Origin of the sequence: Paraburkholderia fungorum, from assembly GCF_046027605.1 — a bacterium.
GTDB classification, from domain to species: domain Bacteria; phylum Pseudomonadota; class Gammaproteobacteria; order Burkholderiales; family Burkholderiaceae; genus Paraburkholderia; species Paraburkholderia fungorum_F.
In genome coordinates this window covers 195,026-207,965 of the sequence record NZ_JAQQEF010000012.1, presented here as the reverse complement: position 1 = coordinate 207,965, position 12,940 = coordinate 195,026, and the positions used below count along the sequence as shown (strand labels likewise).

13 protein-coding genes are annotated in these 12,940 nt (G+C 63.6%); 2 read left to right on the top strand and 11 right to left on the bottom strand.

Translation table 11 applies throughout. The features are described from left to right. Positions 1–49 precede the first annotated feature (49 nt). On the bottom strand, positions 50–631 hold the full coding sequence (gene ruvA, locus PQR53_RS21240; protein ID WP_323046746.1) for a Holliday junction branch migration protein RuvA: 582 nt from the start codon (positions 629–631) through the stop codon (positions 50–52). 135 nt (positions 632–766) lie between these two features. Then, positions 767–1,309, bottom strand: coding sequence for a crossover junction endodeoxyribonuclease RuvC (gene ruvC / locus PQR53_RS21235; RefSeq protein WP_408457952.1), 543 nt, complete (start codon positions 1,307–1,309; stop codon positions 767–769). A gap of 132 nt (positions 1,310–1,441) precedes the next feature. On the opposite strand from ruvC, the gene PQR53_RS21230 reads away from it, so the two are divergent. Continuing rightward, positions 1,442–1,690: a hypothetical protein gene (locus tag PQR53_RS21230; protein ID WP_408457949.1), complete on the top strand. Its 249-nt coding sequence runs from the start codon at positions 1,442–1,444 to the stop codon at positions 1,688–1,690. 95 nt (positions 1,691–1,785) lie between these two features. On the opposite strand, the gene purH is transcribed toward PQR53_RS21230, so the two are convergent. The 5 genes from purH to PQR53_RS21205 form a co-directional block, all read right to left on the bottom strand. Next, on the bottom strand, positions 1,786–3,351 hold the full coding sequence (purH, locus tag PQR53_RS21225) for a bifunctional phosphoribosylaminoimidazolecarboxamide formyltransferase/IMP cyclohydrolase (protein ID WP_408457946.1): 1,566 nt from the start codon (positions 3,349–3,351) through the stop codon (positions 1,786–1,788). A 45-nt stretch (positions 3,352–3,396) separates the two neighbouring features. Then, positions 3,397–3,630, bottom strand: coding sequence for a Fis family transcriptional regulator (locus tag PQR53_RS21220; RefSeq protein ID WP_007180440.1), 234 nt, complete (start codon positions 3,628–3,630; stop codon positions 3,397–3,399). Continuing rightward, positions 3,627–4,694: a tRNA dihydrouridine synthase DusB gene (dusB, locus tag PQR53_RS21215; protein WP_408457943.1), complete on the bottom strand. Its 1,068-nt coding sequence runs from the start codon at positions 4,692–4,694 to the stop codon at positions 3,627–3,629. The genes PQR53_RS21220 and dusB overlap by 4 nt, the downstream gene beginning before the upstream one ends. 250 nt (positions 4,695–4,944) lie before the next feature. Further along, on the bottom strand, positions 4,945–6,195 hold the full coding sequence (locus PQR53_RS21210; protein WP_408457940.1) for a UbiH/UbiF/VisC/COQ6 family ubiquinone biosynthesis hydroxylase: 1,251 nt from the start codon (positions 6,193–6,195) through the stop codon (positions 4,945–4,947). 31 nt (positions 6,196–6,226) lie between these two features. Continuing rightward, positions 6,227–7,633: an aminopeptidase P N-terminal domain-containing protein gene (locus tag PQR53_RS21205; RefSeq protein ID WP_408457938.1), complete on the bottom strand. Its 1,407-nt coding sequence runs from the start codon at positions 7,631–7,633 to the stop codon at positions 6,227–6,229. 339 nt (positions 7,634–7,972) lie between these two features. Between PQR53_RS21205 and PQR53_RS21200 the strand changes: the two genes are divergently transcribed. Then, positions 7,973–8,587, top strand: coding sequence for a glutathione S-transferase C-terminal domain-containing protein (locus PQR53_RS21200; RefSeq protein WP_408457935.1), 615 nt, complete (start codon positions 7,973–7,975; stop codon positions 8,585–8,587). 195 nt (positions 8,588–8,782) lie between these two features. On the opposite strand, the gene lnt is transcribed toward PQR53_RS21200, so the two are convergent. The 4 genes from lnt to ybeY all read right to left on the bottom strand — a co-directional run bounded on the left by lnt (position 8,783) and on the right by ybeY (position 12,875). Further along, positions 8,783–10,501 carry an apolipoprotein N-acyltransferase gene (lnt, locus tag PQR53_RS21195; RefSeq protein ID WP_408457933.1) on the bottom strand — a complete coding sequence of 573 codons (1,719 nt, stop codon included), beginning with the start codon at positions 10,499–10,501 and terminating at the stop codon, positions 8,783–8,785. Between the two features lie 49 nt (positions 10,502–10,550). After that, positions 10,551–11,447: a CorC family transporter gene (locus tag PQR53_RS21190; protein ID WP_408457930.1), complete on the bottom strand. Its 897-nt coding sequence runs from the start codon at positions 11,445–11,447 to the stop codon at positions 10,551–10,553. 222 nt (positions 11,448–11,669) lie between these two features. Further along, a complete protein-coding gene (locus PQR53_RS21185; protein WP_408458052.1) occupies positions 11,670–12,350 on the bottom strand; it encodes a gamma-glutamylcyclotransferase in 681 nt (226 codons plus the stop codon). A 63-nt stretch (positions 12,351–12,413) separates the two neighbouring features. Further along, positions 12,414–12,875: an rRNA maturation RNase YbeY gene (gene ybeY / locus PQR53_RS21180; RefSeq protein WP_106354199.1), complete on the bottom strand. Its 462-nt coding sequence runs from the start codon at positions 12,873–12,875 to the stop codon at positions 12,414–12,416. Positions 12,876–12,940: the final 65 nt, after the last annotated feature.

Sequence of the window (12,940 nt, the reverse complement as noted above, 5' to 3'; positions counted from 1 at the left end):
CGGTTGCGAAACTTGGCCGAACGGCCAAGGTTTGCGGCCTCAGGAGCTTTTAGCCCTTCGACAACGCCTTCAACGCAAGCTTGATGCCTTCGGAAACGCCGGTGCCGGCCGGCACATTCTTGATGGCCGCCAGCCCTTCTTTTTCGGAGTAACCCAATGCAATCAGTGCGTTCAGGATATCGGAGGCGTGGTCGGAGGCCGACGCGGCGCCCGCCAGCGCGCCAAGGTCGGCGCCGATCTTGCCCTTCAGTTCGAGGAGCAGCCGCTCGGCCGTCTTCTTGCCGATGCCGGGCACGCGCGTCAGACGCGCTGCGTCCTGCATCGTGACGGTTTGCGCCAGTTCTCCCACACTCATGCCCGACAGCACCGCAAGCGCCATGCGTGCGCCGATGCCGGTGATCTTCAGCAACTCGCGGAAGGTGGAGCGCTCCTCGGCGGTGGCGAAGCCGTACAGCAGATGTGCGTCTTCGCGCACGATCATTTGCGTGAGCAGCACGACGCGTTCACCGTTCGACGGCAGGTTGTAGAACGTGCTCATCGGCACGTCGACTTCGTAACCGACGCCGTTGCAGTCGACGAGCAGATGCGGCGGGTTTTTTTCCAGCAGAACGCCGGCAATGCGACCGATCATGGCGGATTCAATCTTGAGAGAAAGGGCGAGTGTAGCGCAGCGAGTGCGTGGCGGGCGTGGTGTACGAGGACATGGTTGACGCTTTCGATCGATGTCCCCGAGCGGCGATTTGTACCAGACGCTGTCTTGGCGCCTTTACCCCACCAACCGCCCACGCCTGACGCGCAGACCCTTCTTCGCCAGCGAAGGCGCGATGGCGCCCAGCGTACTGAGCGTCGTGCCGCCGTGTGCATGGCAGATCGCCATACCGAGGGCGTCGGCGGCGTCGGTGCTGGGCACGCCGGAGAGGTTGAGCAGACGCACCACCATCTGCTGCATCTGCTCCTTGGTCGCGCGACCGTAGCCGACTACCGCCTGCTTCAATTGCAACGCCGTATATTCGGCGACCGGCACGCCGCCTGCCACCAATCCGCAGATTGCCGCGCCGCGTGCCTGGCCGAGCAGGAGGGTGGATTGCGGGTTGACGTTGACGAACACCTTTTCGATCGCCGACTGATCCGGAGAATGCTGACGGATCAGCGTGGAAATGCCCTCGAAAATGGTGCCGAGACGCGACGGCAGGTCGGCGTCGGCGGTCTTGATGACGCCGCTTGCGACGTAGCTGAGCGTGTGTCCGCTTTGATCGATTACGCCGAAACCAGTCACACGCAAGCCGGGGTCGATGCCGAGAATTCTCATGAGATGCCGCATGTGCGGTGAAAACCAGGTGCCTGCGATACTACAACGAACGCGCCGTGCGACGGTCGATGTGCGGCGATGTCAGTGGAATAAAAACTGCTGCCGCACACGTTGAAAAGGGAGTGATCGCGTATGGAGCGCTACCAGAATCTGAGCGGCGACTCAGGCGTTGATGCATACGAAATCGGCGACGACTTCGTCGCGGTCCGCTTTAAACCGGGCGTCGTGTATTGGTACACGAAGGCGAGCGTCGGCGCGAAGCACGTCGCCACGCTCAAGCGACTCGCGCGGCGAGGGCAGGGGCTAAGCACCTATATCAGCCAACATGTTGAGGTGAAGGAAGGCTACGCGAGAAAGGACCCGGACGCGCCCAAAAAATAACGGCCCGGCGGAAACTCCCCCGGGCCGTTCGCTCAACCCAGTCCGGCAAGCGTCACCTCACAAACCAGCACGCAGCACTCGCCAAACTACCCGCATCAATGGCGGAAGTGACGCACCCCGGTCAAAACCATCGCGATGTTGTGCTCATCCGCCGCGCTGACCACTTCGTCGTCGCGCATTGAGCCGCCCGGCTGGATCACGCAGGTCGCGCCTGCCGCGACCACCACATCGAGACCGTCACGGAACGGGAAGAACGCATCCGACGCCACCGCCGAACCGGTCAGCGTGAGACCGGCGTTTTGCGCCTTGATACTCGCAATCCGCGCCGAGTCCACGCGGCTCATCTGACCCGCGCCGACGCCGAGCGTCATGCCGTTGCCGCAGAACACGATCGCGTTCGATTTCACATACTTCGCAACGCGCCATGCGAACAGCAGATCGTTCATTTCCTTCGGCGTCGGATGACGCTTGGTGACCACGCGCAATTCGCGCGGCTGCACGTTCCTGGAATCGAGCGACTGGACCAGCAAACCGCCGCCGACGCGCTTCAGATCGAACGTGTTATGGCCTTCGCCCAAAGCGATTTCCAGCAAACGCACGTTCTGCTTGGCGGCGAACACCTGGCGGGCTTCAGCGCTGAACGACGGCGCGATCAGTACTTCGACAAACTGCCTGGCGACCGCTTGCGCAGCGGTTTCGTCCACTTCGCGGTTGAACGCGATGATGCCGCCGAACGCCGAGGTCGGGTCGGTCTGGAACGCCTTCGCATACGCTTCGTTGGCGTCCGCGCCCACTGCCACGCCGCATGGATTCGCGTGCTTGACGATCACGCAAGCCGGCACGTCGAACGTCTTCACGCATTCCCACGCCGCATCGGAATCGGCGATGTTGTTGTATGACAGTTCCTTGCCTTGCAACTGGTTGTAGTTCGCCAGTGCGCCTGCCGGCACGACGAGGTCGCGATAGAACGCGGCGCTCTGATGCGGGTTTTCGCCGTAGCGCAGGTCCTGCACCTTGTTGAACGCCAGATTGAACGTTGCCGGGTAAGCATTGCGCGACGTATGTTGCAGCTCGTCGGTCAGGCTCGTCAGGTAGTTCGTGATCGCACCGTCGTATTGCGCGGTGTGCGCGAACACCTTGGTGGCCAGACGGAAGTTGGTCTTATAGGCGAGCGTATTGTTGTTCGCGCGCATTTCATCGAGCACGACCGCGTAATCCGCCGGATCGACCACCACCGTCACGTCGCGATGATTCTTCGCGGCCGAACGCAGCATGGTCGGGCCGCCGATGTCGATGTTCTCGATCGCGTCTTCCAGCGAGCACTCTTCTTTCGACACGGTCTGCACGAACGGATACAGATTCACGACCAGCAGATCGATCGTCGGGATGTCGTGCTTTTCAAGCGCAGCCATGTGTTCCGGCAGGTCGCGGCGCGCCAGAATGCCGCCGTGCACCTTCGGATGCAGCGTTTTCACGCGCCCGTCCAGCATTTCCGGGAAGCCCGTGTAGTCGGCGACCTCGGTGACGGACAGACCCGCGTCCGCGAGCAGTTTCGCGGTGCCGCCGGTCGACAGGATCTTGACACCGAGGTCCGACAGCGACTTGGCGAAGTCGACGATGCCGGACTTGTCGGAAACGGAGATGAGCGCTTGCTTGATCATGATGAAGACGAAAAGCCGAAGGGAAACGTGGCAGGGCGCCTGAAACTACAACAAACCGTGCTGTTGCAGCTTCTTGCGCAGCGTATTGCGGTTGATGCCGAGATACTCGGCGGCCAGCGACTGATTGCCGCCGGCCTGCTCGAGCACCACTTCGAGCAGGGGTTTTTCCACGCATGAAATAACCATGTCGTAGACGTCGTGCGGATTGGAGCCGTCGAGATCCTGGAAATACATCCCCAGGCTGTCGCGGACAGATTGTTCGATATTGTTCTTGCTCATGCTGCTAGTTGGTCGGGATGGTCCGGCTCGCCGTCGTTCTTGCTGAGCGTCTCGTCGACGTAGACGAGGCGGTCGGAGATCGCCTTTTGGGCGTCGAAGAATTCGTTGACGGCGAGGAGTTGTTCGCGCGTGGTGTCCAGCGTATTCATGCGGTGCCGGAACACGTTGGCGCCAGAAAGGCCGCGAGTGTACCAGCCGATATGCTTACGCGCGGTGCGGACACCCGTAAATTCGCCGTAGAACGCGTAGTGATCTTCGAGATGCTCGTTCATTACCTGCTGGATTTCGTCGATGCGCGGCGGCGGCAGCAACTCGCCCGTTTGCAGGAAATGCTCGATCTCGCGGAACAGCCACGGGCGCCCCTGCGCGGCGCGGCCGATCATGATGGCGTCGGCGCCGGTGGCGGCGAGCACCTCGCGGGCTTTTTGCGGCGACGTAATGTCGCCATTGGCGACCACCGGAATGCGCACCGCCGCTTTGACGGCCGCGATGGTCTCGTATTCGGCGTCGCCGTGATACAGGTCGGCGCGGGTGCGGCCGTGCACGGTCAGCATGGCAATGCCGGCGGCCTCGGCCAGCCGCGCGACGGACAACGCATTCTTGTTGTCGCGATTCCAGCCGGTGCGGATCTTCAGCGTGACGGGCACCGCGTCGGGCCCGACGCCCACCGCGCTCACCACCGCCTCGACGATGCGCTGCACCAGCGGCTCGTTCTGCAGCAAGGCGGAACCCGCCGCCACGTTGCACACCTTCTTGGCGGGGCAACCCATGTTGATGTCGATGATCTGCGCGCCGTTCGCCACGTTGTAGCGGGCGGCTTCGGCCATCATGGCGGGATCCGCGCCGGCGATCTGCACGGCGATCGGCTCGACCTCGCCCGTGTGGTTGGCGCGGCGCATGGTCTTTTCGCTTTTCCACAACTGCGCGTTCGAGGCGACCATTTCCGACACCGCATAGCCCGCGCCCAGTCGTTTGCACAATTGCCGGAACGGCCGGTCGGTCACGCCGGCCATGGGCGCGACGAACAGGTTATTACGCAGATTGTGGGAGCCGAGAGTGGGCATGACGTGGACGCGTCTGCGACCGATTGCTTCAGTTTCTTTTCAGATTCTGTCAATCGGAGCATTCGCGAAATGCGAGGGAAAACCGCTATTTTAGCGTTAACAGGTAGCCGACACCCGACTTGCGTCAGTCGTAACTCATTAAATCTTCTATGAAAGTGGCCGGATTCATAAAACCGGCCGCCCTCGCGCGGCTCAGCGTGCGTGTCCGCAAAAAGCTGCAACGGCTGTGAGACGCGTGCGGGCGGCGCGTTCAGCGACGCTGACCGAACATCATTTGTCGCGCCAGTGCGGTTTTTACCGGCGGCACGAATTCGAGCGCAGTGAGGGCGAGACCGCGCAACGCGGCAAGCGGCGGGAAGTCGACGGTGAAGAGGCGCGCGAGTGTGTCGGTGGCGCCGATCGTCAGGCGCCGGTCCAGCGCGCGGCGCTGCGCGAACGTAGCCAGGGCGAGCGGAGTGGGACCTTCCGCCGACAAGGCATCGGCGAGCGCATGCGCGTCGCGCAGACCGAGGTTCAGACCCTGACCGGCCACCGGATGCAGCGTCTGTGCCGCATTTCCGATCGCCACTACATGGCCGTTCACGAGTGTATCGACCGCGTTCAGTCCCAACGGAAAAGACGCGCGCCCTTTGATCTGCGTGAAGCGGCCCATGCGATTGCCGAATGCGGCTCCGAGTTCATGCAGGAATTCGTCGTCGGAGAGTTGCGAGCGGCGCGCAGCTTCGTCGGGCGCGCAGCACCAGACCAGCGCGTAATCGGCGCCGCGCACGCCGCTCATCGGCAGCAGCGCGATCGGCCCTTGCGACGTGAAGCGCTCCCATGCCACATGCGGTTGCGGCGCGGACACGCTGACCGTGCCGACCAACGCGGTTTGCCCGTAATCGCGTGTGTCGCCTTCGCCGGCGAGGCTGCCCGGCTTGCCACCGGCGCGCTTGCCTGACTTCTGGTCGCCGAACAGACCGCCTTCGGCATTCACCAGAATTCGCGTACGCAAATGACGCGTGACGCCCGCGGTTTCGATCGGCAGCGTGACGCCGTCGAGTTCCTGAGTCGGCGCCGACGCGGATGTCAAGCGGAACCAGTGCACCGAGGTTGCGTGAACCGCTTCGGCGAGACCATGGACGATCGAGCCATAACGCAGCACGTAGCCGAGCGCCGGCAGTCCGTGCTCGCTGTGGTCGATCAGCGTGCGGCCGAAATGACCGCGCTGCGATACGTGAATACGCTGGATCGCGGTTGAGTCCGCGGGCCAGCGCAGCGGTTCGAGAATCATCCGGCTGCCCTGCGACACAGCAATCGCGCGCGGATCGGCAATCGAATCTTCCGGCTCGCGCGCGTCGATCAGCGCGATCTTTAGCGCCTGCGTCGCGCTGCGGCGTGCCAGCCAGCCGGCAAGGGCCAGCCCGACCGGCCCGGCGCCGACGATCGTCACGTCGAAATCGAAGGGATGATCGGATACGGCCGGTTTTAGAATTACCGTCGACTGGGGAACGTCGTTCATTGCGGGTTGCTTCCTTGGGTTGCTGCCTGGTTTACCGCTTTGCTTCCTGGGCCGGGCGGGCTTGCTGCATCAGCGCCTCGATCTCGTCGGCCGCCACCGGCACGTCGCGTGTAATCAGCTCGCAGCCGGCTTGCGTGACGATCGCGTCGTCCTCGATACGGATGCCGATGTTCCAGTAGCGCTCGGGCACGCCTTCGCCCGGACGGATATACAGACCGGGCTCGATGGTCAGTGTCATCCCCGCCTGCAGCGTGCGCCACGGCAGCGCGCCGGCTTCGTCGCGCGCTGCGCCGCGTTCGCGGTAGTCGCCGACATCGTGCACATCCATGCCGAGCCAGTGGCCGGTACGGTGCATATAGAACGGCGCATAGGCGCGCTCGGCGATCACCTCGTCGACCGAGGCGAACTTCGTTCGGTCGACGATGCCAGTGTCGAGCAGACCTTGCGCCAGCACGCGCATGGCGGCCTGGTGCGGATCGTCAAACGTGGCGCCGGCGCGGGTGGCGTCGACGGCAGCCTGCTGCGCGGCCAGCACGATGTCGTACAGCTCGCGCTGCGCCGGCGTGAAGCGGCCGCTCGCCGGGAAGGTGCGGGTGATGTCGGACGCGTAGCCGTCGAGTTCGCAGGCGGCGTCGATCAGGATCAGGTCGCCGTCCTCTGCAATCGCGTTGCCGGCCGGATAGTGCAGCACGCAGGCATTCGCGCCCGCGGCGACGATCGACGTATAAGCCGGCGCCTGCGCACCGAATTTGCGGAACGTGTAGAGCAGCTCGGCTTCGAGTTCGTACTCGCGCACGCCGGGGTGGCAGGCGGCCATCGCACGCCGGTGCGCCTGCGCCGAAATCTGTCCCGCGCGACGCATGATGGCGAGTTCGTGGTGGTCCTTGATGAGCCGCATGTCGTCGAGCAGCGGAATCAGATCACGCGCGACGGTGGGCGCGGCGACGCCGCTGCGGCCTTGTGCGCGTACGGCGTCGAGCCAGCCGCGCACCCGCTCGTCCAGTTCCACGGAGCTGCCGAGCGCGTAATGCAGCGATGGCTTGTCGGCAAGAATGCGTGGCAGTTGCGTATCGACTTCGCTGACGGCGAAGGCGGCGTCGAAGCCGAACGCCTCGCGTGCGCCCTCTGGCCCGAAACGGAAACCTTCCCACGTCTCGCGCTCAACGTTCTTCTCACGGCAGAACAGGATCGAAGCCGGCTCGCCCGTCGCGGCGCTTGCGTCGAGCACCAGCAACGCCTCGGGTTCGGTGAAACCCGTCAGATAGTAGAAGTAGCTATCGTGCCGGTAGGGGTAGTCGGCGTCCCGGTTGCGCAGCTTTTCCGGCGCGGTGGGCACGATGGCGACGCCGCCGCCCGCTGCGCGCAGCGCGGCGAGTACGCGCTCGCGGCGCGTGCGGTAGACGTCGATGGCGATGGTGGGTTCAGTCGGCTGGTTCATGTTGCGATTGTAGCGCCCAATGCGGCGACTTATTTTGCGTGGATACTGGCGGGAGAAGGGCCGCAGCGCTGACCGGTTTGGGCCGCGCCAGACCGTTTGCCTGCCGTGGGCGTCCGGCGCCGCATGCCGGCCGGCCATTTCAGGGGCGCGTGCAATGACGCGTGCCGCCCGCGCCGGCAGCGTTAGCCGTTCGGCCGGGTAGACGGCGCGCGAGTGTTGCGGCAATGTTGCAATCCATCCACAGCGTGCATTCATGCGGCTTGCGAAGCACCTTCGCTGCGCTCGGGAAAGCCCCCGACCACTTATACTTTCGCCGAATTCAAGAAAAGGCAGATGGTCATGATGAAACTCATCGGTTCGCTCGCCAGTCCGTTCGTGCGTAAAGCGCGGATCGTTCTGGCCGACAAGAAGATCGATTATCAACTCGTGCCCGAGAACGTCTGGGCGGCGGACACCACGATTCACACCTTCAATCCGCTCGGCAAGGTGCCGTGCCTCGTGATGGAAGACGGCGAAGCAGTGTTCGACTCGCGGGTGATCTGCGAATACGTGGATACGCTCTCGCCGGTCGGCAAGCTGATTCCGCCGTCGGGCCGTGAGCGTGTTGAAGTGCGGTGCTGGGAAGCGCTCGCCGACGGCATGCTGGACGCCGCGGTGCTGATTCGCCTCGAAGGCACCCAGCGTACACCCGAGCAGCGCGTGGACACGTGGGTCGCGCGGCAGCAACGCAAGATCGACGAAGGTCTGATCGCGATGTCGCAGGGCTTGGGCAGCAAGCCGTGGTGCACGGGCAATCACTACACGCTCGCGGACATCGCCGTGGGTTGCGCGTTGGGCTACCTCGATTTCCGCATGCCTGAGTTGAATTGGCGCGAGACGTATCCGAATCTGGATAAGCATTTCCAGAAGCTTTCGTTGCGTCAGTCGTTTATTGATACGGTGCCGGCGGATTGAGCGAAGACCATTGAGTGCCGTGGCCGCTTGTGTCGTCCAATCGACATCGATTTGCCGCGTTGCTTTCGAACAAAAACGCGCGCTCGGTTTTCCCCGAAGCGCGCGTTTTTTATGGTTGTTCGTCAACCGCGATTGAGCAGGGCTACCGTTCCGTGTAGAACCGGCCAGCTCACTGAGCCAGTGCTCATTGGTGGCTTATTTCTTGCCGTTTTGACGCCGCGTAATCCCCGGCCCGAACGCAAACCCAAAAGCCAGCAGCAACACCGAAACCGCCAGCACGGTGTTATTCCCGCTCGTCACATACGGCGTGCTGCCCGACGTGCCTTGCACCGTCACATCGAGCGAGCCGATCGTGTACGGCTTTAATCGCCCGATCACCTTGCCATGCGCATCGATCGCGGCGGTCATGCCGGTGTTGGTGGCGCGCAGCATCGGCCGGCCGGTTTCCAATGAGCGCATGCGCGCAATCTGCAGATGCTGATCCAACGCGATCGTGTCGCCGAACCAGGCGAGATTGGTCGAGTTGACCAGCACGCCCGCCGGCGTATCGCTCTCGCGAATAGTCCGCGCAATCTCTTCGCCGAAAATATCCTCGTAGCAGATATCAACAGCGACTGGCTGGTTATGCACGATAAACGGCTTCTGTACCGGCGCACCGCGCGCGAAATCGCCGAGCGGAATGCTCATCAGATTCACGAACCAGCGAAAGCCCCACGGCACGAATTCGCCGAATGGTACGAGATGGTGTTTGTCGTAGCGATACACGTCGCGCGTGCCCGGTGTGACGCCGAACAGGCTGTTCGTATAGTCGATCACCTGGCCTTCCGGTGTGATGGTGCCGCCGATCGCGCCGAACAGAATCGCGGTGCCGGTCGTGTCCGAGAAGCTGCGCACCGCCGATGCGAACTGCGGCGGCAATTGCTGCGCGAGCACTGGAATCGCGGTTTCCGGTGTGACGATCAGGTCAGCCGGCTTCGACGTGATCATTTGCTGATACTGATCGATCGCGGCGCGCATGCCGGCTTCTTCGAACTTCATGTCCTGTTTGACGTTGCCTTGCAGCAGACGCACCGTCAGCGGCGCATTGGCGGGCAAGGTCCATTGCGCGAGCGGCAGCAGCAGGCCGGCCGCGATCAGCGCAACCGCGATTCCGCCCGGCACCGCGACCCGCGCGACACTGCGTTTGGCCTGATTGCCGGCATTTCCAGCATGGCTGGCGTCAACGGTATCGCGCTGCCCGCGCGCGGGCAGCAACGCCACCAGCGCCTGCACGACCAACGCCGCCGTCAACGCCATCATCCAGCCGACGCCGTACACACCCGCCACCGGCGCAAACCCGGCAAACGGCCCGTCCACCTGCGCATAACCGCTGGCGAGCCACGGAAAGCCGGTGAACACGGTGCCGCGCAACCATTCACCAATCGCCCACGCGCTCGCAAAAGCCAGCGCGCCGTGCCAGGTCGGCGAGAAAGGCCTGTCGGCGTCTGCCGCGCCGTTGCGCGCGTGCCCCGCGCAGAACGACCAGACGCCCGCGGCCAGCGCCGGATACACCGCCAGATACAGCGAAAACAGCACGACCGCCGCGCCTGCCAGCGGCGCGGCCATGCCGCCGTAGTAGTGCATGCTGACGTACAGCCACCAGACGCCGGTGACATAGTTGCCGAAGCCGAACGCGCCGCCAGTCAGCGCCGCGCTTTTCCAGCCGGTCGACCGCGTGAGCCACGCAAAGAAGAACACGAAGATCACGAGTTCGAGCCAGCCGCCGTGCGGCGTCGGCGCGAACGACAGCGTATTGGCCGCACCGGCGACCAGCGCGACGAGGTAATGCCAGCGGGGCAGTGCACGGCCGCGCGATTCCTGAGCGGCAGAGGGACTCACGCCGCGGCGCGAACGGGATGTAATCGGGTCGGCCATTGTTGCGCGGTCGGCGTGAGGAGTTGAAAAAGCGAGGAAAAGAAGCGGATCAGGTCTGCACGTGCTGTGCTTCGCGCTCGCGCTGGCCGGCGAGCGGATCGCGGCGGACCAGCAGCATGTGAATCTGGCGGGCGTCGCCGCGCAGAATCTCGAAGATCAGATCGTCGAGGCGGACTTTTTCGCCGCGATGCGGCACCCGTCCGAAATGATGGGTGACGAGGCCGCCGATCGTATCGACTTCATCGTCCGAGTAATGGGTACCGAACGCTTCGTTGAACTGCTCGATCTCGGTGAGCGCGCGCACTCGGAAGCGGCCGTCCGGCGAGGCGATGATGTTGCCGCTTTCCTCGTCGAAATCGTATTCGTCTTCGATATCGCCGACGATCTGTTCCAGCACGTCTTCGATCGTGATCAGGCCGGCCACGCCGCCGTATTCGTCGACTACCACCGCGAGGTGATTGCGATTCACGCGGAAGTCATGCAGCAGCACGTTCAGGCGCTTCGACTCCGGGATGAAGACAGCGGGACGCAGCATGCCGCGCACGTCGAATTCTTCTTCGGCGTAGTAGCGCAGCAGGTCTTTCGCGAGCAGTACACCGATGATGTTGTCGCGATTGCCCTCGTAGACCGGATAGCGGGAGTGCGCTTTCTCCAGCACATAGGGGATGAATTCGGCGGGGTTGTCCGCGATGTTGATCGCGTCCATTTGTGCGCGCGGCACCATGATGTCGCGCGCGCTGAGCTCGGACACCTGGAACACTCCTTCGATCATCGACAGCGAGTCGGCGTCGATCAGGTTGCGCTCGTGCGCGTCCTGCAGGATTTCCAGAAGTTCGGCGCGTGTGTCGGGCTCAGGCGAGATGAAGTCGGTCAGGCGCTCGAGGAGTGAGCGCTTTTCCTGTGGTTTGTCGCTAGTTCGGTGTCGACTGGGATACGTGTCGTTCATGGTAGTGCGCCCGGCGAGACTGGGCGCGCTGTTGCAGAGCATTAAGGATACACCAGGCACATGGCAGGACCGTGTCCCGCCGGGCTGGGCGATGAGTGCAGCTGGATGAAACCGCCCGGCCGCGGACGGTGGGCGTGGGTCAATCCTAACTGATTACGCGGGGAAAAGCGTTTTCGAGCAAAAAAGCATGACTCATGGCGCGTGTGCACGCGGCAGCGGCGTTTATTTGCTGTCTTCGGCCCGGGGCTGCGAGGACGCGGACGCTGCGCCCTCCGCATCGCCAGCTTCCCGGCAACGCTCGAGCAGCGCTTCGAGCGCGCGGTCGGGCATGCCGCTTTCGCGCAGCGCATGCACCGTGCGGCTGACGTAGTCGAGCGTGGTGCCGTAGCGGCCGCACGCACAGCCGAACACGGTTTTGAAGACTTCGTCGCGCAGCTTGCCGGTGTAGGTCGGCACGTCGCGGCGCATCACGAACGCGAGCGCGTCGACGCGCCGGCCGTCGGCGAGCACGCAGGGCAGCCATGCCGGACGATACGAACCCATCGGCATTTCGCGGCGCCAGAGCGCTTCCAGATGCGGCATCGCACCTTCGGCGGCAAGGCGGAAGGCGATGCCGGAGCACGAGCCGCCGCGATCGAGCGCGAGCACGAGGCCCGGCTGTTCGGGCGTGCCGCGGTTCACGCGCGACCACAGATACAGGCCGCGATGGTAGCCATGCACCCTGGAGCGGGCGGCTTCGACCGTCGGCAGGCCAGGATTCCAGATCAGCGAACCGTAGCCGAATAACCAGAGATCGCGCTGGCGGTCCCAGTCGCGCAATGTGCATTCAAGCGACGCGCGCAACTCCTCGTCCGTCAGCAGCCGCGATTCGCCGAGCGCGGGCGGGTAGTCCGGGCAGGGCATTTTTTGAGTATCGGCTTCAGGGGAGGAAGTGCTCACAATGGCTTCTAACGGTGAGGGCAACGACTATTGATAAGGATCGGGAAAGCCGAGCTTGCCGAGGATTTCGGTTTCGATCGCTTCCATTTCCTCGGCTTCTTCCTCGACTTCGTGGTCGTAGCCTTGGGCGTGGAGCGTACCGTGCACCAGCAGATGCGCATAGTGCGCGAGGAGCGGCTTGCCCTGTTCGGCGGCTTCTTTCTCCACCACCGGACAGCACAGAATCAGGTCGCCCGTCACCGGATCGTCTTCCGATTCGGCGTACGCGAAAGTCAGCACGTTGGTCGAATAATCCTTGCCGCGATAGGTGCGGTTCAGCGTGCGGCCTTCTTCGGCGTCGACGAAACGCACGGTCAGTTCGCCGTCTGCAAACAGTGCTGCCTTGATCCAGCCGGCCACGGTGGCGCGCGGCAGCAGCGCCTTGTGTTCCGGCCAGGCTTTGGCGGCGGGGAATTGCAGGTTCAACGTTAGTTTGGGAGCGCGGCTCATGCGTAATCGATGTGTTGCCAGGTTTGCTGCAGCATATCCCGTGGAATTCAACACTGATTGCGCGG